This is a genomic window from Paracoccus sp. TD-10, from assembly GCF_048270675.1.
GTDB lineage: Bacteria > Pseudomonadota > Alphaproteobacteria > Rhodobacterales > Rhodobacteraceae > Paracoccus > Paracoccus pantotrophus.
Genome location: NZ_CP182418.1, coordinates 1,880,228 through 1,901,327 on the forward strand (window position 1 = coordinate 1,880,228; position 21,100 = coordinate 1,901,327).

Below are 21,100 nucleotides of genomic sequence, written 5' to 3' on the forward strand. Positions count from 1 at the left end.
CTAGCCCTCGTCCTTCGCCGCGGCGGGGGCCAGCAGCGACAGCGGATCGGCGCCCGGCTCCAGTTCCGGCACGCGGGCCTCCAGCGCGCGTTCTTCCTCGGCATAGGCCTCGGGGGTCCAGACCTTCAGGCTGTCGCCGGCCGAGATGAAGAAGGCGCTGTCGGTCAGGCCGATCTTCTCGCGCAGCTTCTGCGGCAGGACCAGGCGGCCGTCGCCGTCGATCTCGGCCTCGTCGGCATGGCCCTGGTAGATGTTTTCCAGGAGGTTGCGGGCGGCCGAGCCGCGCGGCATGCGGGCGATGCCCTCTTCGATCTCCTCCATCGCCTCGATGGTGAAAAGCTGCAGCCAGTTCCAGTCGCGGGTGCCGTAGACGATGACCAGTTGCGCGCGCTTGCCGGCCTGCCAGTCGGGATCGGAGGCTTCAAAGACCCGGCGGAACTTGGCCGGGATGGAAACGCGGCCCTTCGCGTCCACCTTGACCTCTTCCGACCCTCTGAAACGGCGTGCCAAGGGCGCGCCCTCCTTTCACTGTCCCGACCTTTCCGGTCTTGCCGAAAAGGAAAGGCGGACCGGGCTGCTGCCACTGCCCGATCCGCCGCCCTCGTTCCCATCTCTGGGCCCCGTAGTTTCGGGGATCGCGCCCTGCGTTTCGCGCCACCTGGGGGAGGTGCTGCTCGCGCGCCGCAGGGGTCGTTCGGAAACGGGTTGCCTGTATGAAAGCTGCTTGTCGCCTTTGGGGTCTTGCTGCCCCTTGAGCCCGTTCCGTGAACCAAGGGATGCCATGGGATTTCATGGGACGCAATGGATTTGTTTGGTCGCGGCACCAGCACAGGCGGGCTCTTGCCGGCGAACACGGCGCGAACAAATTCACAACCGCGCGACAAGAGGGGAAGGTATCGGATGCAGGGATAAAGGAGACACTAAATATGGTATGCTGGCGGGATGTGGCAAATAAATCCCACCATTTCCCGGAATCGTCCCCCAAGCTCCCCTCAAGCGGCGATTCTTCCACCGAAAAGGACGAAAGCTTGCGGATTCGGCTGGCCTTCACAAGCACTCACGCCGCGGTGATTCGGAATCCGGGACCCATTCCCATGTTTTCCCGGACCCGTTCCCGTGATTTCCCGAACGGGTCCGAAAGGCCGGGTCAGGCCATGCCGCCGGCGATCAGGCGCTCGGCCAGCCGGGCGAAGGATTGCGCCGCCGGGCCGTCACCGGCCGCGATCGGCGTGCCGGCATCGCCCGCAAGCCGCAGGTCGAGGTTCAGCGGGATCTCGCCCAGGAAGGGCAGCCCCAGCGCCGCCGCCTCGGCAGCGACGCCGCCATGGCCGAACAGATGCGCCTCATGGCCGCAATTCGGGCAGATATAGGTGGACATGTTCTCGACCAGCCCCAGCACCGGGGTCTGGAGCTTGCCGAACATGTCGATGGCGCGACGGGCGTCGATCAGCGCCACGTCCTGCGGGGTCGAGACGATGATCGCCCCGCTGACCTGCGCCTTCTGGCACAAGGACAGCTGCACGTCGCCAGTGCCGGGCGGCAGGTCGACCAGCAGCACGTCCAGCTCGCCCCATTTCACCTGGTTCAGCATCTGCTGCAGCGCGCCCATCAGCATCGGGCCGCGCCAGACCACGGCCTCGCCTTCCTTCATCATCAGGCCCAGCGACATGACGGTCACGCCATGGGCGTGCAGCGGCTCGATCATCTGGCCGTCGCTGGTCGGGCGCTGCCCGGTCAGGCCCAGCATCCGCGGCTGCGAGGGGCCGTAGATATCCGCATCCAGCAGCCCGACCCGCCGCCCCTTGCGCGCCAGCGCCACCGCCAGGTTCGAGGTCAGCGTGGATTTCCCGACCCCGCCCTTGCCCGAGCCGATGGCCAGGATCCGTGCCACGCCGCTGACCGGGGCCGGCCCCGCCTGGGGCGTCGGGTGGCGGCCGATCTTGAGACTGGGCGGCGCCTCGCCGCCCGAGCGCGCCGCAACCTGCGGCGCCGCGCCGCGCGGTGCGGCGGGGGCGGTGGTGACGATCTGCACCTTCTCGACCCCCGGCAGGGCGGAAAGCCGGCGCTGCGCCTCGGCCTCGACCGGGGCCAGCGCGCGGGCGGAACCGGCATCCGCCGCCTCGATGACGAATCGCACCACGCCCGATTCGACGTTGAGCGCACGCACCAGATCGGCAGAAACCAGGTTGCCGCCGCCCGGAACCGCGATCTGGGCAAGTTCCGCAAGCACACGTTCCCGTGAGATGGTCATGGCTACCCCCGCATCAAAGCGCCCGCAGCATCGCAATTCGCGCGGGGATGGGCAAGCCGGGCTTGCGGGCTGATAACGCTAACCCCCTGTGACCCCGCGTAAAATACGACCGATCCGCTAGAGAAACTTGATCGAGCTTGTAAAAGGCCTGAAAAATTCACGGATTATTAACGAGTTGACCCCGAAGCCCAGAAACAGCCATGCCGATTCTGCATAGCAGCATCTCGCCCGCAGCCATTGTGCAGATGCAGAAAAGGGCCCATGTTCGTCTCAACAGCGCGACAGGGAAAACCGACCGCGCCATCCGCAAGACGAAAGAGTGAATGAAATGGCTGTTCTCGATCTGATCCATGGCGGTATGCACCGCAACGACATCGCCGGCAACGGCGCGATCGCGAAATTCGTGGCCAATCTGCGTGACCACATGGCCCGCCGGGCGGTCTATCGCCAGACCCTGCGCGAACTGGGCGCGCTGTCCAACCGCGAACTGGCCGATCTGGGGCTGAGCCGCAGCAATATCCGCAGCGTGGCTTACGAAGCCGCCTGGGGCACGAAGTAAGCGAATAGAACACCCGACCCACTCCTCCTCCCTTGGGTCCGGGTTCAGGCGGCATCCTCCCTCCTCCTCCCTGAGGATGCCGCCGCCAGATACGGTGAAGCCTCTCCTCCTCCCTGGGCTTCACGGTGCAGGCGGCTCCCCCTCCTCCCTGGGGATGCCGCCAAGAATACCGCCGCAAGGCGGAACGGAATGCGACGGTCCTCTCCTCCTCCCTGGGACCGTCAGCACGCGGTAATGGCCTCCTCCTCCCCGCCATTGCCGCACCCTATACGGCGAGACCCCTCCTCCTCCCTGGGTCTCGCGGTCCGGCGGCAGCCTCTCTCCTCCTCCCGGAGGCGCCGCCAAACCGACACGGCGAAGCCCCCTCCTCCCTGGGCTTCCCGTTCTGCGCGGCGCCCTCCCCTCCTCCTCCCTGGAGGGCGCCGCCAAAACACCGCCGCAAGGCGGAACGGAATGCGACGGTCCTCTCCTCCTCCCTGGGACCGGCAGCACGCGGTAATGGCCTCCTCCTCCCTGCCATTGCCGCGCCCCATACGCGGCCCCTCCTCCTCCCTGGGCCAGCGTTGCGCGGCGGTGCCCCCTCCTCCTCCCTGGGCACCGCCGCTTTTCATTTCCGGGCCATCGGGTTAATCGCGGGACATGTTGTCCTATCAGCACGCCTATCACGCCGGAAACCTGGCCGACCTGCACAAGCACGCGCTGCTGGCCTGGATGCTGGCCTATCTGACCGCCAAGCCCAAGCCGCTGAGCTATCTGGAAACCCATGCCGGGCGCGGGCTCTACGACCTGGCAGCACCCGAGGCCGAAAAGACCGGCGAGGCAGCGGCGGGCATCACCCGCGCCCTGTCCGAGGATTGGCTGGCCGCGGATCACCCGCTGCGCCTTGCCCTGGACGCGGTGCGTGCCCGCCATGGCGCCACGGCCTATCCCGGCTCGCCGCTGATCGCGCGGCATTTCCTGCGGCCGGGCGACGTGGCGCATCTGGCCGAGCTGCACCCGGCCGAACACGCGGCCCTGGCCGAGGTCGCGGGCTTTGCGCATCTGCACCGGCAGGACGGGTTCCAGATGGCGCAGGCGATCTGCCCGCCCATGCCGCGGCGCGGGTTGCTGCTGATCGACCCGAGCTATGAGGTCAAGGCCGATTACGACGCCATCCCGCGCCATGTCGCCCAGCTGGCGCGCAAGTGGAATGTCGGCGTGATCGCGCTGTGGTATCCGATCCTGGCCGATCTCCGCCATGCGCCCATGGTCGAGGCGCTGCGCCGCAACCATCCCGAGGCGCTGCTGTCCGAGCTGCGGTTCCCGCCGGCACGGCCGGGCCATGGCATGATCGGCTCGGGCATGGTGGTGCTGAACCCGCCTTACGGCCTGGCCGAGGAGGCCCGGCGGATCGAGGCGCTGTTCTAGGGCCGTGAAGGGGGGACTTCGCGTCCCCCGCCCGCCGCAGACGCGGCGGCCTCCCCCTGCGGGATATTTGGACAAGGAAGAAGCCAGGAACAGGCCAGCGCCGCGGCCATGCGCCGGTCGGTTTCGTCCTCGGGGCCGTCGGCCCAGGGGCGGAAACGCAGGCGGAAGGCGGCAAGCCGCGCCGGTTCGTCCGGATAGCCGATGCGGGACAGGCTCTCGGCCAAGGACAGGTCGGCGCCCGATCCATCCGGCCAGACCGCCAACCCCTGCAAGGCCAGCCGGCGCCAGTCGAAGCGCGGGCCGGGGTCGATCTTGCGCCCCGGCGCCATGTCGGAATGGGCGATCACGCCCTCGGGCCCGATGGACCAGCGCGCCATGATGGCGCCCAGCAGCCTCTCCAGCGCCGCCATCTGCGGCTCGGGAAAGGGACGGTCGCCGGGATTGACCAGCTCGATGCCGATGCTGCGCGAATTGACGTCCTCGCGCCCCTGCCAGGAGCCGGCGCCCGCGTGCCAGGCGCGGCGATCCTCGGGGACGAGCGCCTCGGTCGTCCCGTCCTCATGGACCAGCCAATGCGCGCTGACCTCGGCCTCGGGGTCGCAGAGCCGGGCGCGGGCCGAAGGCCCGTCCGCCATGCCGGTATAATGGAGCACGACCAGCGAGGGCCGCTGCCCGCGCCGGTCGCCGTGATTGGGCGAAGGGCTCAAAGCCCGGATTGGCGCAGCGGGCGCGGATCCCAGCCGCAAACGAAACCGTCGCCGTCAGGATCCAGCCCGCGCGGGTCGATCACCGGCCCCCCCGCCGCGAGGAAGGCGCTTTGCGCCACGTCGGCGCTGGCATAGCTGCGGCAGGCCCGCGCCGCCGCCGATTCGGAACTGCCGCTGCGCTGGTATTTGCGCGTGCCCGGCGCCTGGCTTTCCTGCTGCGCATAACGCACCAGCGAGGGCGTCGCGGCCTGAGCCGCCGCCGGTGCCCCAGCCGGCGGAGACGCTGTGGCGGGGGCAGGCACGGGACGGGCGGCAGCCGAAGCGCGCGGCTTGGCTGCCGTCCCGGCGATCTGGGCCGCGGTGGGCGCCTGCGCCGGCAAGGCGATCGGGATCACCTTGGGCACCGGACCCTTGCCATGCAGCGCGACCTCGCGCGCCTGCAGGTATTCCGCATAGGGCGAACCATTGTGCATGGCGCTGTAATTCGGGTTCCAGCCCGTATTCTCGCCGCAGCCGGCCAGGGCAAGAACGGGGCCAAGCAGGGCCAGGATCGCCAGGTTCCGCATCATTCTCTCCGGTTTGAGGCCGCTCACCACCAGCGCGAGGGCTTCGCCGCAAATCCTGCCGCAGATTCGAGGCCCTGCGCAAGGTTCAAGAGCCCGCCTTCGTCCCAGGGCCGGCCAATCAGCTGCATTCCCAGCGGCAGGCCCTGCCGGTCCAGCCCCACCGGCACCGAAATCCCCGGCAGTCCGGCCAGGTTCACCGTGACGGTAAAGACGTCGTTGAGATACATCTCGACCGGATCCTTGCCCGACATCTCGCCCAGGCCAAAGGCGGCGCTGGGGGTGGCGGGCGTCAGGATCGCGTCGATGCCATCGGCAAAGACCTGGTCGAAGTCGCGCTTGATCAGCGCGCGGACCTTGCGGGCGCGGTTGTAATAGGCGTCGTAGAAGCCCGCCGACAGCACATAGGTGCCGATCATCACCCGGCGCTGCACCTCGGGGCCGAAGCCCTCGGCGCGGGTCTTTTCATACATCTCGACCACGCCGTCGCCGGCGCCCAGCTTCGCGCGGCGGCCATAGCGCACCCCGTCATAGCGCGCGAGGTTCGACGAGGCCTCGGCCGGCGCGATGACGTAATAGGCCGGCAGCGCGTATTTCGTATGCGGCAGGGTGATGTCCACCACCTCGGCGCCGGCATCGCGCAGCATCTCGGCCGCCTGGTGCCAGAGCGCGTCGATCTCGTCCGACATGCCTTCCATGCGGTATTCGCGCGGAATGCCGATGCGACGCCCGCGGATGTCGCCGGTCAGCGCCGCCTCGTAATCCGGCACCGGGCGCTCGGCACTGGTCGAGTCCTTGGCATCGACCGAGGCCATGGCGCCCAGCATGATCGCCGCGTCGCGCACCGATTTCGTCATCGGCCCGGCCTGGTCCAGCGAGCTGGCAAAGGCGATGACGCCCCAGCGGCTGACCCGGCCATAGGTCGGCTTCAGCCCCACCGTGCCGGTGAAGGCCGCCGGCTGGCGGATCGAGCCGCCGGTATCGGTGCCGGTCGCGGCCAGGCACAGGTCCGCCGCCACCGCCGCCGCCGAACCGCCCGAGGAACCGCCCGGCGTCAGCTGCCGGTCGTCGACCTTCCACGGGTTGACCACCGGGCCGTAGCAGGCACTCTCGTTGGAAGAGCCCATGGCGAATTCGTCCATGCTGAGCTTGCCCAGCATGACCGCGCCGGCATCCCACAGGTTCTGCGTCACCGTCGATTCATATTGCGGCAGGAAGCCTTCCAGGATCCGGCTCGCAGCCTGCGACGGCACGTCGCGGGTGCAGAACAGATCCTTGATGCCCAGCGGGATGCCGCACATGGCGGGCGCGTCGCCCGCGGCGATGCGCTTGTCGGCCGCCGCTGCCATTTCGCGGGCCTTTTCCGGGGTCTTGTGAGAATAGGCGTTCAGCGCGCCGGCGGCGTCGATGGCGCCCAGGCAGGCCTCGGTCAGCTCGGTGCTGGTGAAATCGCCTTTGCGCAGCCCGTCGCGGGCCTCGGCGATGGTCAATTTGTTCAGGTCGCTCATTCCACCACCTTCGGCACGGCAAAGAAGCCCTCGCGCGCATCGGGCGCGTTCTTCAGGATCAGATCCTGCATCTCGCCATCGGTAACGATGTCCTCGCGCCGCTTGAGCCGCATCGGCTCGACCCCGGTCATCGGCTCGACGCCTTCGACATCGACTTCGTTCAGCTGTTCCATGAAATGCAGGATGCCGTTCAGCTCCTGCGCCAGCGCGGGCAGGTCGGCGTCCTTGACCGCAATCCGCGCCAGATGCGCGACCTTGCGGGCTTCGTCCTCGGTGATCGCCATGGGAGGCTCCTTTCGCTTGCGCCGGGTTTTACCGGGGCGGCCGGGGCGGGGCAAGCACTCGCGCAGGCAGAACTTTACGCCCGCCGCCCGGCTTGGCAGGATGCGGCGACGCAAGAAAAAGGAGCCCTCCCATGAAACTGACCTGGCTTGGCCATTCCGGCTTCCGGCTGGAGATAGAACAGGCGGTAATCCTGATCGACCCCTGGCTGTCCGGCAATCCGATGTTCCCCGAGGGCAGCCGCGACCAGGCGATCCGCGGCGCCACCCATATCCTGCTGACCCATGGCCATGGCGACCATACCGGCGACACGCTGTCGATCGCGCGCGAGCTGAAGATCCCGGTCGTCGGCATCTACGACCTGATCAACACCTGGCAGACGCATCAGGACATCGAGGGCATCGGCTTCAACAAGGGCGGCACCGTCGATCTGGGCGGCGCCAAGGTGACGATGGTCAATGCCAGCCATTCCTCGTCCTTCGACGGCAACGAGGGACCGGTCTATGCCGGGCACGAGTCGGGCTACATGATCGCCGGCGAAGGCCATGTGATCTATGTCTCGGGCGATACCGACATCATGGCCGACATGGCGTGGATGGGCGAATATCACCGGCCCGATATCGGCATCCTCTGCGCCGGCGGGCATTTCACCATGGACATGGACCGGGCGGCCTGGGCGGCGCGGAAGTATTTCGACTTCAAGACCGTGATCCCCTGCCATTACAAGACCTTCCCGCTGCTGGCGCAGGATGCCGAGGCGCTGAAGGCCGGCCTGCCGGGCGTGCAGGTGATCGAACCCGAGGTGATGCGGCCGATCTCGCTCTAGCCCGCCCTCAGGGCCAGCGATAGGTGCTGGGTTCCGGTTCTGCCCGCCCCGCAAGCCGGGCCGGCGCGAAGATCTCGACCAGCAGCGGATGACAGGCGGCGGCGTCGCTGGAATGCTCGCTGCCGCAATCGCCGCCCGGACAGGCCGAAAGTCCGCCGATCAGGTCGATCTCGGCGAAGAACTCGATGTGGTCGCCCGGACGCACCGGGCTTGCCTTCATGAAATACTGGCCGGTGTCGCGGGTGAAGCCGGTGCACATGAAGACGTTCAGCACGTCATGCACCAGGGGCTCGGCCTCCTGGCGCGAAAGGCCCAGCTCGGCCATCAGCGCATTGACCAGGTTGGAATGGCAGCAATGGTGGTAGTCCTGCCCGTTCAGCAGGCGATGGGTATAGGGATCGCAGCGCGTGCCGATCACATCATGGACCGAGGCGCCGTATTCGTCGATCCCATACCATTCCAGCGTATCCTCGACCACCGTGGCCATCGGGCGCAGATGCGGAAAGCTGGACCACATGCGATGGCCGCGCGTCAGATGCGTGCCATGCAGGGCACGGGTCTTGCCGGAATAGAACCGCTCACGCGGATCGGCGGCGGACCACAGGTTCAGATCGCCGACCTGCGGCCCCTCGACGCTGGTGATGCGAAAGAAATGCCCGGCCGGGACGTGAAAGCAACGCGCCTCGCGCGGGGGCACCAGGCATTCGCCGGATTTGCGCGCCGTCAGCCGCAGCGCCTGCAAACCGGACAGGTTCGGATCGGGCAGCGTCTCGTTCGGATAGCAGATGACCGGGCGGACAGCCCGGCGTTCGGCAGCGTCTTCGGGAATGATGCAGGTCATGGGGCGATGCTATGCGCGCGGCCGTGGCATCGCAAGCCGCTCTCATCCCGCCTCTCCGCCCTGCCGCATGGGTATTTGGAGAACAGAGAAGCTGGAGATGTGGCCTGGCTTCTCTGTTCTCCAAATACCCAAGAAAGCGCGCAGCAAACGCCTTGCGGGAATGACAAAAGCGCGGCCGGGAAGCCGCGCTGGAAGGCCCGCGCGAGCGGGCAAGGCGCCGCGCTTCAGGCGGCTTGGCGAATGTCGGCTTCCATCGGCATCGGATCGAAGCTGAAATAGCCGTACATCTGCTCCAGCACGGCCAGGGCCACGCGGTCTGCCGACTTGGCCGGCTTCAGCACGGTCAGGTTGGCACTGGGTTTTTGGGTCTCGGCAAGGGTTTTCATCCGAAGGTCTCCGGGTCGAAGTGATGCTCTTCCCCGCCGGAAAAGATAATGCCGCGCCGCAGAAAAATCTACCTCTGCGACGCGGCGTCAAACGGCATATCACGGCATACCGGCCATGACGGCCGTGCAAATCAAACGATCCGGTCCACCATCATGTGCTTGATCGAGGCGATGGCCCTGGCCGGGTTCAACCCTTTGGGGCAGGTGTTGGTGCAGTTCATGATCGTGTGGCAGCGATACAGCTTGAACGGATCCTCAAGCGCATCCAGCCGCTCGCCCGTGGCCTCGTCGCGCGAATCGATGATCCAGCGATAGGCATGCAGCAGGGCCGCCGGGCCCAGGTAGCGGTCGCCGTTCCACCAGTAGCTCGGGCAGGCGGTCGAGCAGCTGGCGCACATCACGCATTCATAGAGGCCGTCCAGCTTCTTGCGGTCCTCGATCGACTGGCGCCATTCCTTGTCGGGGGTCGGCGTCTCGGTGATCAGGTAGGGCTGGACCGAGGCGTGCTGGGCGTAGAAATGCGTCAGGTCGGGCACCAGATCCTTGACCACCGGCATATGCGGCAGCGGATAGATGTTCACGTCCCCCTTGATCTCGTCCATGCCGAAGATGCAGGCCAGATGGTTGCCGCCGTCGATGTTCATCGCGCAGGAGCCGCAGATCCCCTCGCGACAGGAACGGCGGAAGGTCAGCGTCGGGTCGATCTCATTCTTGATCTTGATCAGCGCGTCCAGCACCATGGGCCCGCATTTGTCCATGTCGACGAAATAGGTGTCGATGCGCGGGTTCTCGCCGGTATCGGGATCCCAGCGATAGATGTTGAAGCGGCGGACGTTCGTCGCGCCTTCGGGTTTCGGCCAGGTCTTGCCGACCCGCATGCGGCTGTTCTTGGGAAGGGTAAGTTGGACCATTGGGTAACTCCTGGTGGTCAGGCCGTCATCTTGCGATCAGGCCGTCATGCGGTGGCTTGGGCGGAGGGCGTCAATGCACCCCCCAGCCCGGCTGTTGGTAAAGCGGCCGCGTCGGCATCTGTCCCGAGCGGTTGAGGACGCAGCGGTCGAAGACCTGGGACGGGTCGCGCCCGAGGATCTGGTCCGAGGACAGGTCCACGCTGACGAAACCGCCGCGATAGCCGCCCGAGCCGACCCCCAGCCCGACCTGGGTCCGCGGCGACCGCGCATCCAGCGCCTGGACCATGCAGACGCGCTCGGCCTCGGCGACCGGGATCCGCACCGGCGCGGGCGCGCAGGCCGCCAGCCCCAGCAGAACCGGGGCAAGGCCGGGGCCAATCGCGCCGCGCCAGGCCATCAGGCGGCCCGCTTGGCCGCCGCCGCGGCGCCGGCGATGCATTGCGTGGTCGCCGGGCGGCCGACGATGGCGGCCACCGCATCTCCTGCCCCGGCCGCGCCGGCCTCGGCGATGCTGGCCAGTTCGGCGCTGGTGGCGTTCTGCATCACGCAATCGGTATAGGGCGCGACATTGGCGCCGGGCAGGCGCCGCGCCATCTCGCGGTTGACGACGACGCGCGCCGAGGAACGGATCGCCGCATCCGGCGCGGGGGCCGCGACCGGCGGCAGCGGCGCCGGCGCCATGCCGGGGTTCTGCACCACGCAGCCGGAAAGAGCCAGCGCAGCGGCGGTCAGGATCAGGGGAAGACGCATCAGTAAACCCTCGCTTTGGGTGCGATCTTTTTCAGGTCGATCCCGCCTTCCTCTTGCGTGGTCAGAGGCTCGAGGTGCACGGGCCGATAGGCCAGTTTAACATCGTTGCCTTCGATCCACGCAAGCGAGTGCTTGCGCCAGTTGGCATCATCCCGCTCGGGGTAGTCTTCATGGGCATGGGCGCCGCGGCTTTCCTTGCGCGCCTCGGCGCCGACGATGGTGGCCAGCGCGTTGGGCATCAGGTTGGTCAGCTCCAGCGTCTCCATCAGGTCGCTGTTCCAGATGAGGCTGCGGTCGGTGACCTTCAGGTCGTCCATCTTGGCCGCGATCACCTTCATCTTCTCGACGCCCTCGGCCAGGGTCTTGTCGGTGCGGAACACCGCGGCATCGGCCTGCATGGTGCGCTGCATCTCAAGCCGCAGCTCGGCCGTCGGCACCGAGCCGTTGGCGTTGCGGATGCGGTCGAAGCGGTCCAGCGCCTTGTCCACCTGTTCCTTGTTGGTGCTGGGGATCGCCGCCTTGCGATCGATCACCTGCCCGGCGCGGATCGCCGCGGCGCGGCCGAAGACCACCAGGTCGATCAGCGAGTTCGAGCCCAGCCGGTTCGCGCCATGGACCGAGGCGCAGCCGGCCTCGCCCACCGCCATCAGGCCGGGGAAGACCTGGTCCGGGCTTTCGACGGTCGGGTTCAGCACCTCGCCCCAATAGTTCGTGGGGATGCCGCCCATGTTGTAATGCACCGTCGGCAGGATCGGGATCGGCTCGCGCGTCACATCGACGCCGGCAAAGATCTTGGCCGATTCCGAGATGCCCGGCAGCCGCTCGGCCAGGCTTTCCGGCGGCAGGTGCATCAGGTTCAGATGCATGTGGTCCTTGTTGGGACCGACGCCGCGACCCTCGCGGATCTCGATGGTGATGCAGCGCGAGACCACGTCGCGGCTGGCCAGATCCTTGTAGGTCGGTGCGTAACGCTCCATGAAGCGTTCGCCCTCGCTGTTGGTCAGGTAGCCGCCCTCGCCGCGCGCGCCCTCGGTGATCAGGCAGCCCGAGCCGTAGATGCCGGTCGGATGGAACTGCACGAATTCCATGTCCTGAAGCGGCAGGCCGGCGCGCGCCACCATGCCGCCGCCGTCGCCGGTGCAGGTATGGGCCGAGGTGGCGCTGAAATAGGCCCGGCCATAGCCGCCGGTCGCCAGCACCACCATCTTGGCGTTGAAGACATGGATGGTGCCGTCGTCCAGCTTCCAGCACACCACGCCGGTGCAGGCGCCGTCGGTGATGATCAGGTCGAGGGCGAAATATTCGATGAAGAACTCGGCCTTTTCCTTCAGCGACTGGCCATAGAGCGTGTGCAGGATGGCATGGCCGGTGCGGTCGGCGGCGGCGCAGGTGCGCTGCACCGGCGGGCCTTCGCCGAACTCGGTGGTGTGGCCGCCGAAGGGGCGCTGGTAGATCTTGCCCTCCTCGGTGCGCGAGAAGGGCACGCCGTAATGCTCCAGCTCGTAGACCGCCTTGGGGGCCTCGCGCGCCAGGTATTCCATGGCGTCGGTGTCGCCCAGCCAGTCCGAACCCTTGACGGTGTCATACATGTGCCACTGCCAGTTGTCGGGGCCCATGTTCGACAGCGAGGCGGCGATGCCGCCCTGCGCCGCGACCGTATGCGAGCGGGTCGGAAAGACCTTGGTCACGCAGGCGGTGCGCAGGCCCTGCTCGGCCATGCCCAGCGTCGCGCGCAGGCCCGCGCCACCGGCACCGACGACCACGACATCATATTCGTGCGTTTCGTATTTGTAAGCAGCCATGGCGGAACCTCAGAGGACGACGATCGCGCCAAGGCCCATCCGGGCCAGCGCATAGACGGCGGCGGCGATCACCGCCCAGCCGAAGATGACGGAAAAGATGATGGCCGCCTTGCGGGTGCCACCCTGGAAATAGTCGTCGATCATGATCCGCGTGCCCTTGATGAAGTGGACCATGCCCACGATCACGAACAAAGCGGTGATGAGCGCCGGGAAGGGGCGGCCGAAATAGGCCAGCAGTTGTTCCTGCGACAGGCCGATGGCGCGGGCCACGACGATCATGAACAGCGGCGTCAGCACGGTCAGCGCCACGGCGCTGACGGTCATGGCCCAGTGGTGCTGGGTGCCTTCGTGGGCCGAGCCCAGGCCTTCGGCGGCTTTGCGGGGGGTGATGTAACGCATGATCCCTGCCCTTTCCTCAGAACACGAAAAAGACGATCAGCGTCAGCACGGCCAAGACGACCGAGCCCGCGATCAGCGCCTGGCTGGACTTGCGCGCTTCCTCGATCTCCAGCCCGTAGCCGGCGTCATAGGCCAGGTGGCGCAGCCCGGCGAGCAGGTGATACCACAGCGCCCACATCGAGCCGGTCAGGATGATGAAGCCGAGCCAGGACCGCACCACCCAGTCGGCCACCTCGAAGGCGCCGGGCGAGGTGACAGCGGCAACGAGCCACCAGGTGATCAGCACGATCCCTGCGACCAGGGCGTGGCCGGTGATGCGGGTCATGATCGAAGTGATTGCGGCAAGTGGCAGGCGATAGACCTGCAGATGCGGTGACAGTGGCCGGTTGCCCCGGTTGACGTCAGCCATGATGCGCTCTCCTGCGTTCAGGCCCCGCACGCGACGGCTGGCGGCGAGGGCTGGCCGAAATTGGGTTTGCTTTTAGCCGTCTTGTCGCATCTGTCACGGGTGGATGCCAGACGTAAGACGGATAAGCGACAGATTTTCCGAGTTTGTGATCACGCAAACGCCGGCTGTGATCACGGGCGGGCTCCGGCCGGTTCGAATGATTGCGGTATCAGGGCGGACTCGCCGGTTTTCCCCGGATAACCGAGGGATTTGGTCATGTTCAACCCCGGCGCAGCCGCGATTCGCGGGCCGGCCGCGCCGGGGCGCAAGGCGGTCATTTCGGCATCAGGGCCCAGTAATCCAGGTCCAGCAGCACCTGCGGGGCATATTTTCCGTCCTCGCCGCGCAGGGCGTGATCACCGGCCGCGCCCTTGTGCGCCACCAGCCGCAGCCGGATCGCGCCGACGCCCGGCGCATGGGTGTCGGCCTTGTCCAGCACCTCGGACCAAGCGCGGATCGTGTCGCCGGCAAAGCAGGGGTTGGCATGGGCCCCGCCGTTCAGCGCCACGATCATCTGCGCATTGGCCAGCCCGTTGAAGCTGAGCGCGCGGGCCATGCTGATGACATGGCCGCCATAGATCAGCCGCCGGCCGTCCTCGCGGAAGGTGGCGTCGAAATGCACCTTGGCGGTGTTCTGCCACAGCCGGGTGGCCAGCATGTGCTCGGCCTCCTCGACGGTGACGCCGTCGACATGGTCGATGACCTCGCCGACCTCATAGTCGCCCCAGCGGTGCGGCTCGCCGGCCAGGCCGAAATCGTATTGCGCGAAATCCAGCCCCTCGGGCAGCACCAGGTCGGCGGGCGCCACCGATTTCGCCAGCTCCGGCACCACCGGCTCGGGCGCCGGCGCCGCGTCGTCGCCCTTGCGCACCATGACCCAGCGCACATAATCCAGCACCACCTCGTCCAGCTGGTTCAGCCCGCGGGTGCGGACCCAGACCACGCCGGACTTGCCGTTCGAGTTCTCCCTGAGCCCGATCACCTCGGATTCGGCGCGCAGCGTGTCGCCCGGCCAGACCGGCTTCAGCCAGCGCCCCTCGGCATAGCCCAGGTTCGCCACCGCGTTCAGGCTGATGTCGGGAACCGACTTGCCGAAGACGATGTGAAAGGCGATCAGGTCGTCCAGCGGGCTGCCCTCCAGCCCCGAGGCCGCCGCGAACTCGTCCGAGGAATAAAGTGCGTGCCGCGCCGGGTAGAGCGCGTGGTAAAGCGCACGCTCGCCCTCGGCCACGGTGCGCGGCACGGCGTGGCGGATCACCTGGCCGACGCGGTAATCCTCGAAGAAGCGGCCGGGATTGGTCTTGCTCATAGTGGTTCCCTATTGATGGCCCAGTTTCATGTCCGGGTGGTAATCGGCCTCGATCTCCTTGGTGACGGCCTGGGCGCAGCGCATCACGCCGCGCGCCGCGTCGAAGGCATAGGCGGGGTCGCCATGCAGCGCCCAGCCTTTCGACAGCGCCTCGCTGACCTTGTGGCAGAAGGCCGAGGTGTCGTCCTCGGTCAGCAGGCGATAGATCTTGGGCATGTCAGCCTCCAAAGGGGTTGTAGCCCAGCCAGGCGTGGATCAGCGCCACGACCCCGAACAGCACGACGGCGCCGACCGCGGCCATCGCCTCCTTGCGGACCGGGAAGGGCCCGGCGGGCGGGGTCCAGCCCGGCTCGGCGCGGTTGATGACCGCCATTTCGGCCAGCGCCCAAAGCAGCAGCCCGCCGAACAGCACGAAGCTGGGCAGGTCGCCATTCGGCAAGAGATGCGCAAAGGCCCAGAGCGCAAAGCCGGTCAGCTGCGGGTGGCGAAGATGCCGGGCCAGGCGGGTCTTCATGCCGGCAACGGCGAAAAGGTAGAAGGCCAGCAGCACCAGCAGGTTGTTGACGCCCTTCAGGGCGGCCGTCGCGCCCCACCAATAGGGGCCGTCCGCCATGCGATAGCCGATCACCATCAGCACCACCGAGACCGCCAGCGCCCCCGCCACGCCGCCCCGGCCCAGCCGGTCGCGCAGCCCCGGTGCCAGCCGCTTGAGAAGATGCGCCGCCCACCACAACGCCACGCCAAGGATCAGGATGAACATCTGGCTTTGTCCTTTTGCTGGATGTTAACGGCGCTTACTTTGCCATCACCCCGCCAGCTCGGCAATCGCCGCGGCCTTGGCCAGGGTGGCACGGGCGGTCTCGACATGCAGGTTCTCGACGATCCGGCCGTCCACCACCGCGACGCCCTTGCCCTGGGCCTGCGCCTCGTCGAAGGCCTCGATCTGGCGGCGGGCCAGATCGACCTCGGCCTCGGACGGTGCAAAGACCTCGTTGGCGATGGCCAATTGCGCCGGGTGGATCAGGGTCTTGCCGTCGAAGCCCATGTCGCGGCCCTGCTCGCATTCGGCACGCAAGCCCTCCTCGTCCTTGAAGGCGTTGAAGACGCCGTCCACGATCACCCGGCCATGCGCCCGCGCCGCCAAGAGGCACAGGCCCAGCCCGGCCATCATCGGCAGCCGGTCGGCGCGGAAGCGGCTGTTCAGCTCCTTGGCCAGGTCGTTGGTGCCCATGACCATGCCCTGCAGGCGCGGATGGGCGGCGATCTCGGCGGCGTTCAGCATGCCCTCGGCCGTCTCCATCATCGCCCAGAGCGGCGTGTCGGGCACCAGCGCCGCCACGCGGTCCAGGTCGGCACCGCGGCTGACCTTGGGCACCAGCACCGCATGGGCGCCAGAGGCAAAGGCGCGGGCATCGCCCTCGCCCCATTCGGTGTCCATGCCGTTGATGCGCACGATCCGCACCCGGCCGCCGTAATCGGCCTGCAACGCCTTGGCCAGCAAGTCCCGCGCCGCCACCTTTTCCGCCGGCGCCACCGCGTCCTCGAGGTCGAAGATGATCGCATCGGCGGTCAGCGCCTGGGCCTTTTCCATGGCCCGCGCATTGGCGGCCGGAATATAGAGGACGGAACGATAGGGACGGGTCATCGGGGCCTCGCGTAATAATCTTGCGCGAACCTGCCCGGAAAAGAAGCGAATCGCAAGCGCCGATTTGCCGCACTGCGGCGTCAAATCCCGTCCCAGATCAGCTTGGCCGAAACCAGCATCAGCGCCCAGGTGATGAAGCCATAGAAGATTCGCTGCGACATCCGCCGCACCAGCCACAGCCCGGCCAGAACGCCCAGCACGCCTGGCACCATCAGCACGGCGGCCACCGACAGGTTATGCGCGGAAAGCTGGCCCAGCAGGGCATAGGGAATCAGCTTCACCGCATTGCAGATGGCGAAGAAGATCGTCGTGGTGCCGGCATAGGTCATCGGCGTCATGCGCAGCGGCTGGGCATAGACCTGATAGGGCGCCGCCCCGGAATGCGACACGAAGCTGGTATAGCCCGAGATCGTGCCCCAGAAGCTGCCCGCCCCCCAGCGCGGCGGCCGGGCGCTGGCGCCGATCCGGCTGCGCAGCAGCGCGTTCAGCGCGAAAGCCATGCCGATCACGCCCACGATCAGCCCGACCTGGGCGTCATCGACGTGATGGGCGGTAGCCCAGCCCAGGGCGATGCCGGTGATCGCCCCCGGCACCAGCGTCCGCAGCACCCGCGGATCGAAATCGCGGCGAAAGGCGATCAGCCCGCCAATGTCCGAGACGATATAGACCGGCAGCAGGATGCCCGCTGCCTGCACCGGCGACATCACCAGCGCCAGCAGCGGCACCGATATGGTGCCGACCATGGACAGCCCTCCCTTGGCCAGTCCGATCGAAAAGGCGGCGATCACCGCCAGCACCCAGCCCAGCATCTCCATCGGCGCGCTCCGTTGTCACCGCCCCCGGACTAATCCAGCGGCCGGACGGCGGCAATGCGGGGCGGCATTGTCCCGTTAGCGGTTGACATCGGCCGATTTCGCGTCCGACCCGCAGCCAAGGCTTGCGATTCTCATCCCGAGGGACTAGGCCACCGCGCGAACCATCATGGAAATCGGAGGTTAACATGGCCCGACCCAAGATCGCACTCATCGGTGCGGGACAGATCGGCGGCACGCTGGCGCATCTGGCCGCGATGAAGGAACTGGGCGACGTCGTCCTGTTCGACATCGCCGAGGGCACGCCCCAGGGCAAGGCGCTGGACATCGCGCAATCGGGCCCGTCCGAGGGTTTCGACGCCGTCATGAAGGGCGCCAACGATTACGCCGACATCGCCGGCGCCGATGTCTGCATCGTCACCGCCGGCGTGCCCCGCAAGCCGGGCATGAGCCGCGACGACCTGCTGGGCATCAACCTCAAGGTCATGAAATCGGTGGGCGAGGGCATCAAGCAGCACGCCCCGAACGCCTTCGTGATCTGCATCACCAACCCGCTGGACGCGATGGTCTGGGCGCTGCGCGAGTTCTCGGGCCTGCCGCATGAAAAGGTCGTCGGCATGGCCGGCGTGCTTGATTCGGCACGCTTCCGCCACTTCCTGTCGCTGGAATTCGGCGTCTCGATGCGCGACGTGACCGCCTTCGTGCTGGGCGGCCATGGCGACACCATGGTGCCGCTGACCCGCTATTCCACCGTCGCCGGCATCCCGCTGCCCGACCTGGTCAAGATGGGCTGGACCACCCAGGACAAGCTGGACGCCATCGTGCAGCGCACCCGCGACGGCGGCGCCGAGATCGTCGGCCTGCTGAAGACCGGCTCGGCCTTCTACGCACCGGCCACCTCGGCCATCGAGATGGCGGAAGCCTATCTCAAGGACCAGAAGCGCGTGCTGCCCTGCGCAGCCTATGTGAAGGGCGCCTACGGCCTGGACGGGCTTTATGTCGGCGTGCCGACCGTGATCGGCGCCGGCGGCATCGAGCGCGTCATCGACATCACCCTGGACAAGGACGAACAGGCGATGTTCGACAAGTCCGTGGATGCGGTCAAAGGGCTGGTCGCGGCCTGCAAGGGCATCGACGCCAGCCTGGCCTGATCGGCAAGGTCGCGCGAAACGAAAGGCCCCGCCGGCAACGGCGGGGCCTCTCTATTGGGGCATGTCTGTCAAGAACTCTGATGCTCAGGGTCCGCCTTGCGCGATTCAGCGGGACGAAGCGGTCATTCGCTCGATTGCAGAGCCATGAATCTTTTTATGCCGGGCGGCAAGGCCGGGCCGCCCGGGCGCGCGGGTCCAATCGGCCCTGGCCGCGTTGCTGCTGACGCACCGCTACATCCGCGTCGATCCCGACACGTCGCTCTTCACGATGTTCGAACTGCCACGCAACCGCTGGCAAGGGGTCACGGGCTATGCGTCCTACAACCGCGCCAAGCCGGATTACCGACATATCGACAAGCAGAGGGTGGGCAAACTGCGCTGGAAACGAAAATAGCGGCCGGGGTGATCCGACCGCCGCACCTTCGACTTACTAGGACCAATCACCAGTCAGTCGTCTCCGGCAGCAGCAAATATAGGGCTGAATACAGGGTTTTTCAATGACAGGGATCAGCATCAACGTCCAGCTCGACGCGACCGAGGCACAGGACCGGCTGCACCAGTTGGTGAAGCTCATGGATTAGCGCCGTCCGTTCATCGCCGCCGTGGGCGAACAGCGAACAGCTGGTTCTTTCGGCTGGCCGCAACTTCAAGGCTCAGTCGGCGCCCGACGGTACGCCCTGGAAGCCGCTGGCGCCCGCGACCATCAAGGCGCGCGCCGGGCCGCCCACGCGCGCGGGTCCAATCGTCCAGCCCAGGCCCGCGGCATGGGATGATTCGATCCGTCGCACGACCCCGGCCGACCAGCCGCGGAACCACGCCCCACACCCCCTGCAAGCAGCGGATCCCCAAGGCGCCCAGGCCCTTGGCGCAGATTTGCGATCACAGCTCCGAAACCTGTGATCACAAAAGGCGGATTCCCGCGTGTTTTACGGATTTCGCCGATCATAGTGCTTTGGGCCGTGCGTGGAATGTGCCACAAGCCCCGCCAACCGACAACTGCGGGGGAAGACGATGAACATCCATGAATACCAGGCCAAGGCGTTGCTGCGCCAATACGGCGCGCCGGTCTCGGACGGGCGGGTGGTGATGAAGGCCGACGAGGCCAAGGCGGCGGCGGGGGAACTCGACGGGCCGCTCTGGGTCGTCAAGGCCCAGATCCATGCCGGCGGTCGTGGCAAGGGTCACTTCAAGGAAAAGGAAGCCGGTGAGAAGGGCGGCGTCCGCCTGGCCAAATCGGTGGAAGAGGCCGAGGAACTGACCCGCCAGATGCTGGGCCGCACCCTCGTCACCCACCAGACGGGCGAGACCGGCAAGCAGGTCAACCGCATCTATATCGAGGACGGCAGCGACATCGAGCGCGAGCTGTACCTGGCGCTGCTGGTCGATCGCGGCACCTCGCGCATCAGCTTCGTCGCCTCGACCGAGGGCGGCATGGACATCGAGGAAGTCGCCGCCTCGACCCCGGAAAAGATCGTCAGCTTCAGCGTCGATCCGGCCTCGGGGCTTTCGGATTTCCACGGCCGCCGCGTGGCCTTCGCCCTGGGCCTGACGGGCGCGCAGGTCAAGCAATGCGTGGCGCTGGTCAAGAACCTGTATCGCATGTTCATCGAGAAGGACATGGAGATGCTGGAGATCAACCCGCTGATCGTGATGAAGGACGGCAACCTCAAATGCCTCGACGCGAAGATGGGCTTCGACAATAACGCCCTCTATCGCCAGCCCGACGTGCTGGCGCTGCGCGACGAGACCGAGGAAGACCCCAAGGAACTGGCGGCGTCGAAATTCGACCTGAACTACATCGCGCTGGACGGCGAGATCGGCTGCATGGTCAACGGCGCCGGCCTGGCGATGGCGACGATGGACATCATCAAGCTGTTCGGCGCCGAGCCCGCGAACTTCCTGGACGTCGGCGGCGGCGCCACCAAGGAGAAGGTGACCGAGGCGTTCAAGATCATCACCTCGGACCCGAACGTCAAAGGCATCCTGGTCAACATCTTCGGCGGCATCATGCGCTGCGACATCATCGCGGAAGGCATCATCGCCGCGGTGAAGGAAGTCGGGCTGCAAGTCCCGCTGGTGGTGCGCCTGGAAGGCACCAATGTCGAGCTGGGCAAGCAGATCATCGGCGAATCGGGCCTGAACGTGATCGCGGCGGACGACCTGTCGGACGCGGCGCAGAAGATCGTGAAGGCGGTGAAGGGCTGACCACCATGGCCAAGGCGGTGGAAGGCAAAGCTGTCGAGATTACGGCTGGAAACGTGGATAACAATCATATCCCGGTCAGCCCAATCAGAGATTTGTTCCCCGCCGACTCGTTCGGCGGAGGAAACAAGTCGGAGGCAGGAAAGCCGATCACCGTCGAGCTCCATACGGTCGGCTCGTTCGAAACTGATATTGCAACGGGCAAATGGATTCTTCGCATCAGGGCAAAGGATGCCATTGGGACGTTCTATAAAAATATCAACGCGAAAGACGGAACGCGGCTCTTCTTCGAGAAGATCGGCCCGCGCGACTTTCGTGTTTCCGTAATCGCTTAAGGAGAG

The 21,100-nt window shown here is 66.8% G+C and carries 28 protein-coding genes; 9 read left to right on the forward strand and 19 right to left on the reverse strand.

The features are described 5' to 3' along the window. Nucleotides 1-510, reverse strand: coding sequence for a division/cell wall cluster transcriptional repressor MraZ (gene mraZ, locus ACNKFW_RS09300; RefSeq protein WP_024842897.1), 510 nt, complete (start codon nt 508-510; stop codon nt 1-3). A gap of 637 nt (nt 511-1,147) precedes the next feature. Next, nucleotides 1,148-2,251 carry an Mrp/NBP35 family ATP-binding protein gene (locus tag ACNKFW_RS09305; protein WP_024842898.1) on the reverse strand — a complete coding sequence of 368 codons (1,104 nt, stop codon included), beginning with the start codon at nt 2,249-2,251 and terminating at the stop codon, nt 1,148-1,150. A 200-nt stretch (nt 2,252-2,451) separates the two neighbouring features. Between ACNKFW_RS09305 and ACNKFW_RS09310 the strand changes: the two genes are divergently transcribed. From ACNKFW_RS09310 to rlmJ, 3 genes are all read left to right on the forward strand, one after another. Further along, on the forward strand, nt 2,452-2,574 hold the full coding sequence (locus ACNKFW_RS09310) for a hypothetical protein (RefSeq protein ID WP_256233523.1): 123 nt from the start codon (nt 2,452-2,454) through the stop codon (nt 2,572-2,574). Nucleotides 2,575-2,579: 5 nt separating this feature from the next. Next, nucleotides 2,580-2,810 (forward strand): DUF1127 domain-containing protein, encoded by a 231-nt coding sequence (locus ACNKFW_RS09315; RefSeq protein WP_418024136.1) that lies wholly within the window; start codon nt 2,580-2,582, stop codon nt 2,808-2,810. A gap of 639 nt (nt 2,811-3,449) precedes the next feature. Beyond that, the gene (gene rlmJ, locus ACNKFW_RS09320; RefSeq protein WP_028709913.1) at nt 3,450-4,217 is read left to right on the forward strand and encodes a 23S rRNA (adenine(2030)-N(6))-methyltransferase RlmJ; all 768 of its coding nucleotides are present in this window, start codon (nt 3,450-3,452) and stop codon (nt 4,215-4,217) included. Here rlmJ and ACNKFW_RS09325 read toward each other — a convergent pair. From ACNKFW_RS09325 to gatC, 4 genes are read right to left on the reverse strand one after another with little or no spacing between them, the layout of a single operon-like run. Next, on the reverse strand, nt 4,214-4,924 hold the full coding sequence (locus ACNKFW_RS09325; protein WP_231486595.1) for an N-acetylmuramoyl-L-alanine amidase: 711 nt from the start codon (nt 4,922-4,924) through the stop codon (nt 4,214-4,216). The two genes, rlmJ and ACNKFW_RS09325, sit on opposite strands and share 4 nt — an antisense overlap. Continuing rightward, entirely contained in the window at nt 4,921-5,493 is a 573-nt protein-coding gene (locus ACNKFW_RS09330; protein WP_231486607.1) for a hypothetical protein, read from the reverse strand. Before ACNKFW_RS09330 ends, ACNKFW_RS09325 begins: the two co-directional genes overlap by 4 nt. A 20-nt stretch (nt 5,494-5,513) precedes the next feature. Next, a complete protein-coding gene (gene gatA / locus ACNKFW_RS09335) occupies nt 5,514-6,995 on the reverse strand; it encodes an Asp-tRNA(Asn)/Glu-tRNA(Gln) amidotransferase subunit GatA (protein ID WP_024842901.1) in 1,482 nt (493 codons plus the stop codon). Beyond that, nucleotides 6,992-7,279 (reverse strand): Asp-tRNA(Asn)/Glu-tRNA(Gln) amidotransferase subunit GatC, encoded by a 288-nt coding sequence (gene gatC, locus ACNKFW_RS09340; RefSeq protein ID WP_024842902.1) that lies wholly within the window; start codon nt 7,277-7,279, stop codon nt 6,992-6,994. Before gatC ends, gatA begins: the two co-directional genes overlap by 4 nt. Nucleotides 7,280-7,410: 131 nt before the next feature. On the opposite strand from gatC, the gene ACNKFW_RS09345 reads away from it, so the two are divergent. After that, complete coding sequence (locus tag ACNKFW_RS09345) at nt 7,411-8,103, forward strand: metal-dependent hydrolase (RefSeq protein ID WP_024842903.1); 693 nt, start codon at nt 7,411-7,413, stop codon at nt 8,101-8,103. A 7-nt stretch (nt 8,104-8,110) separates the two neighbouring features. Here the strand turns inward: ACNKFW_RS09345 and ACNKFW_RS09350 are convergent, their stop codons facing one another. The 13 genes from ACNKFW_RS09350 to ACNKFW_RS09410 all read right to left on the reverse strand — a co-directional run bounded on the left by ACNKFW_RS09350 (nt 8,111) and on the right by ACNKFW_RS09410 (nt 17,409). After that, on the reverse strand, nt 8,111-8,944 hold the full coding sequence (locus ACNKFW_RS09350; protein WP_024842904.1) for an urea carboxylase-associated family protein: 834 nt from the start codon (nt 8,942-8,944) through the stop codon (nt 8,111-8,113). A gap of 224 nt (nt 8,945-9,168) precedes the next feature. Beyond that, complete coding sequence (locus tag ACNKFW_RS09355) at nt 9,169-9,330, reverse strand: hypothetical protein (RefSeq protein ID WP_155984333.1); 162 nt, start codon at nt 9,328-9,330, stop codon at nt 9,169-9,171. Nucleotides 9,331-9,461: 131 nt separating this feature from the next. Then, entirely contained in the window at nt 9,462-10,241 is a 780-nt protein-coding gene (locus ACNKFW_RS09360; RefSeq protein WP_024842905.1) for a succinate dehydrogenase iron-sulfur subunit, read from the reverse strand. A gap of 70 nt (nt 10,242-10,311) precedes the next feature. After that, nucleotides 10,312-10,638: a hypothetical protein gene (locus ACNKFW_RS09365; protein WP_147428210.1), complete on the reverse strand. Its 327-nt coding sequence runs from the start codon at nt 10,636-10,638 to the stop codon at nt 10,312-10,314. Further along, a complete protein-coding gene (locus tag ACNKFW_RS09370) occupies nt 10,638-10,991 on the reverse strand; it encodes a hypothetical protein (RefSeq protein WP_024842907.1) in 354 nt (117 codons plus the stop codon). Before ACNKFW_RS09370 ends, ACNKFW_RS09365 begins: the two co-directional genes overlap by 1 nt. Then, a complete protein-coding gene (sdhA, locus tag ACNKFW_RS09375) occupies nt 10,991-12,793 on the reverse strand; it encodes a succinate dehydrogenase flavoprotein subunit (RefSeq protein WP_024842908.1) in 1,803 nt (600 codons plus the stop codon). Before sdhA ends, ACNKFW_RS09370 begins: the two co-directional genes overlap by 1 nt. A gap of 9 nt (nt 12,794-12,802) precedes the next feature. Then, a complete protein-coding gene (sdhD, locus tag ACNKFW_RS09380) occupies nt 12,803-13,192 on the reverse strand; it encodes a succinate dehydrogenase, hydrophobic membrane anchor protein (RefSeq protein WP_011746913.1) in 390 nt (129 codons plus the stop codon). Nucleotides 13,193-13,208: 16 nt separating this feature from the next. Next, nucleotides 13,209-13,601, reverse strand: a complete 393-nt coding sequence (gene sdhC / locus ACNKFW_RS09385; protein WP_418024137.1) for a succinate dehydrogenase, cytochrome b556 subunit — start codon at nt 13,599-13,601, stop codon at nt 13,209-13,211. 313 nt (nt 13,602-13,914) lie between these two features. After that, nucleotides 13,915-14,949: a MaoC family dehydratase gene (locus ACNKFW_RS09390; RefSeq protein WP_147428211.1), complete on the reverse strand. Its 1,035-nt coding sequence runs from the start codon at nt 14,947-14,949 to the stop codon at nt 13,915-13,917. A 9-nt stretch (nt 14,950-14,958) separates the two neighbouring features. After that, nucleotides 14,959-15,165: a DUF1737 domain-containing protein gene (locus ACNKFW_RS09395; protein WP_147428212.1), complete on the reverse strand. Its 207-nt coding sequence runs from the start codon at nt 15,163-15,165 to the stop codon at nt 14,959-14,961. A 1-nt stretch (nt 15,166) separates the two neighbouring features. Next, a complete protein-coding gene (locus ACNKFW_RS09400) occupies nt 15,167-15,709 on the reverse strand; it encodes an NnrU family protein (protein ID WP_024842912.1) in 543 nt (180 codons plus the stop codon). A gap of 45 nt (nt 15,710-15,754) precedes the next feature. Beyond that, nucleotides 15,755-16,594: an HpcH/HpaI aldolase/citrate lyase family protein gene (locus ACNKFW_RS09405; protein WP_147428213.1), complete on the reverse strand. Its 840-nt coding sequence runs from the start codon at nt 16,592-16,594 to the stop codon at nt 15,755-15,757. Nucleotides 16,595-16,674: 80 nt separating this feature from the next. Further along, nucleotides 16,675-17,409, reverse strand: a complete 735-nt coding sequence (locus tag ACNKFW_RS09410) for a sulfite exporter TauE/SafE family protein (RefSeq protein WP_147428214.1) — start codon at nt 17,407-17,409, stop codon at nt 16,675-16,677. 185 nt (nt 17,410-17,594) lie between these two features. On the opposite strand from ACNKFW_RS09410, the gene mdh reads away from it, so the two are divergent. The 5 genes from mdh (at nt 17,595) to ACNKFW_RS09435 (ending at nt 21,094) form a co-directional block, all read left to right on the forward strand. After that, nucleotides 17,595-18,557: a malate dehydrogenase gene (gene mdh / locus ACNKFW_RS09415; RefSeq protein WP_024842915.1), complete on the forward strand. Its 963-nt coding sequence runs from the start codon at nt 17,595-17,597 to the stop codon at nt 18,555-18,557. 214 nt (nt 18,558-18,771) lie between these two features. Then, complete coding sequence (locus tag ACNKFW_RS09420) at nt 18,772-18,951, forward strand: PBECR2 nuclease fold domain-containing protein (RefSeq protein ID WP_147428215.1); 180 nt, start codon at nt 18,772-18,774, stop codon at nt 18,949-18,951. A 227-nt stretch (nt 18,952-19,178) separates the two neighbouring features. Next, on the forward strand, nt 19,179-19,457 hold the full coding sequence (locus ACNKFW_RS09425) for a phage virion morphogenesis protein (RefSeq protein WP_414089890.1): 279 nt from the start codon (nt 19,179-19,181) through the stop codon (nt 19,455-19,457). Nucleotides 19,458-19,568: 111 nt separating this feature from the next. Continuing rightward, nucleotides 19,569-20,762, forward strand: a complete 1,194-nt coding sequence (gene sucC, locus ACNKFW_RS09430) for an ADP-forming succinate--CoA ligase subunit beta (RefSeq protein WP_024842917.1) — start codon at nt 19,569-19,571, stop codon at nt 20,760-20,762. A 5-nt stretch (nt 20,763-20,767) separates the two neighbouring features. Further along, nucleotides 20,768-21,094, forward strand: a complete 327-nt coding sequence (locus ACNKFW_RS09435) for a hypothetical protein (RefSeq protein WP_028709910.1) — start codon at nt 20,768-20,770, stop codon at nt 21,092-21,094. The last annotated feature ends 6 nt before the right edge of the window (nt 21,095-21,100 follow it).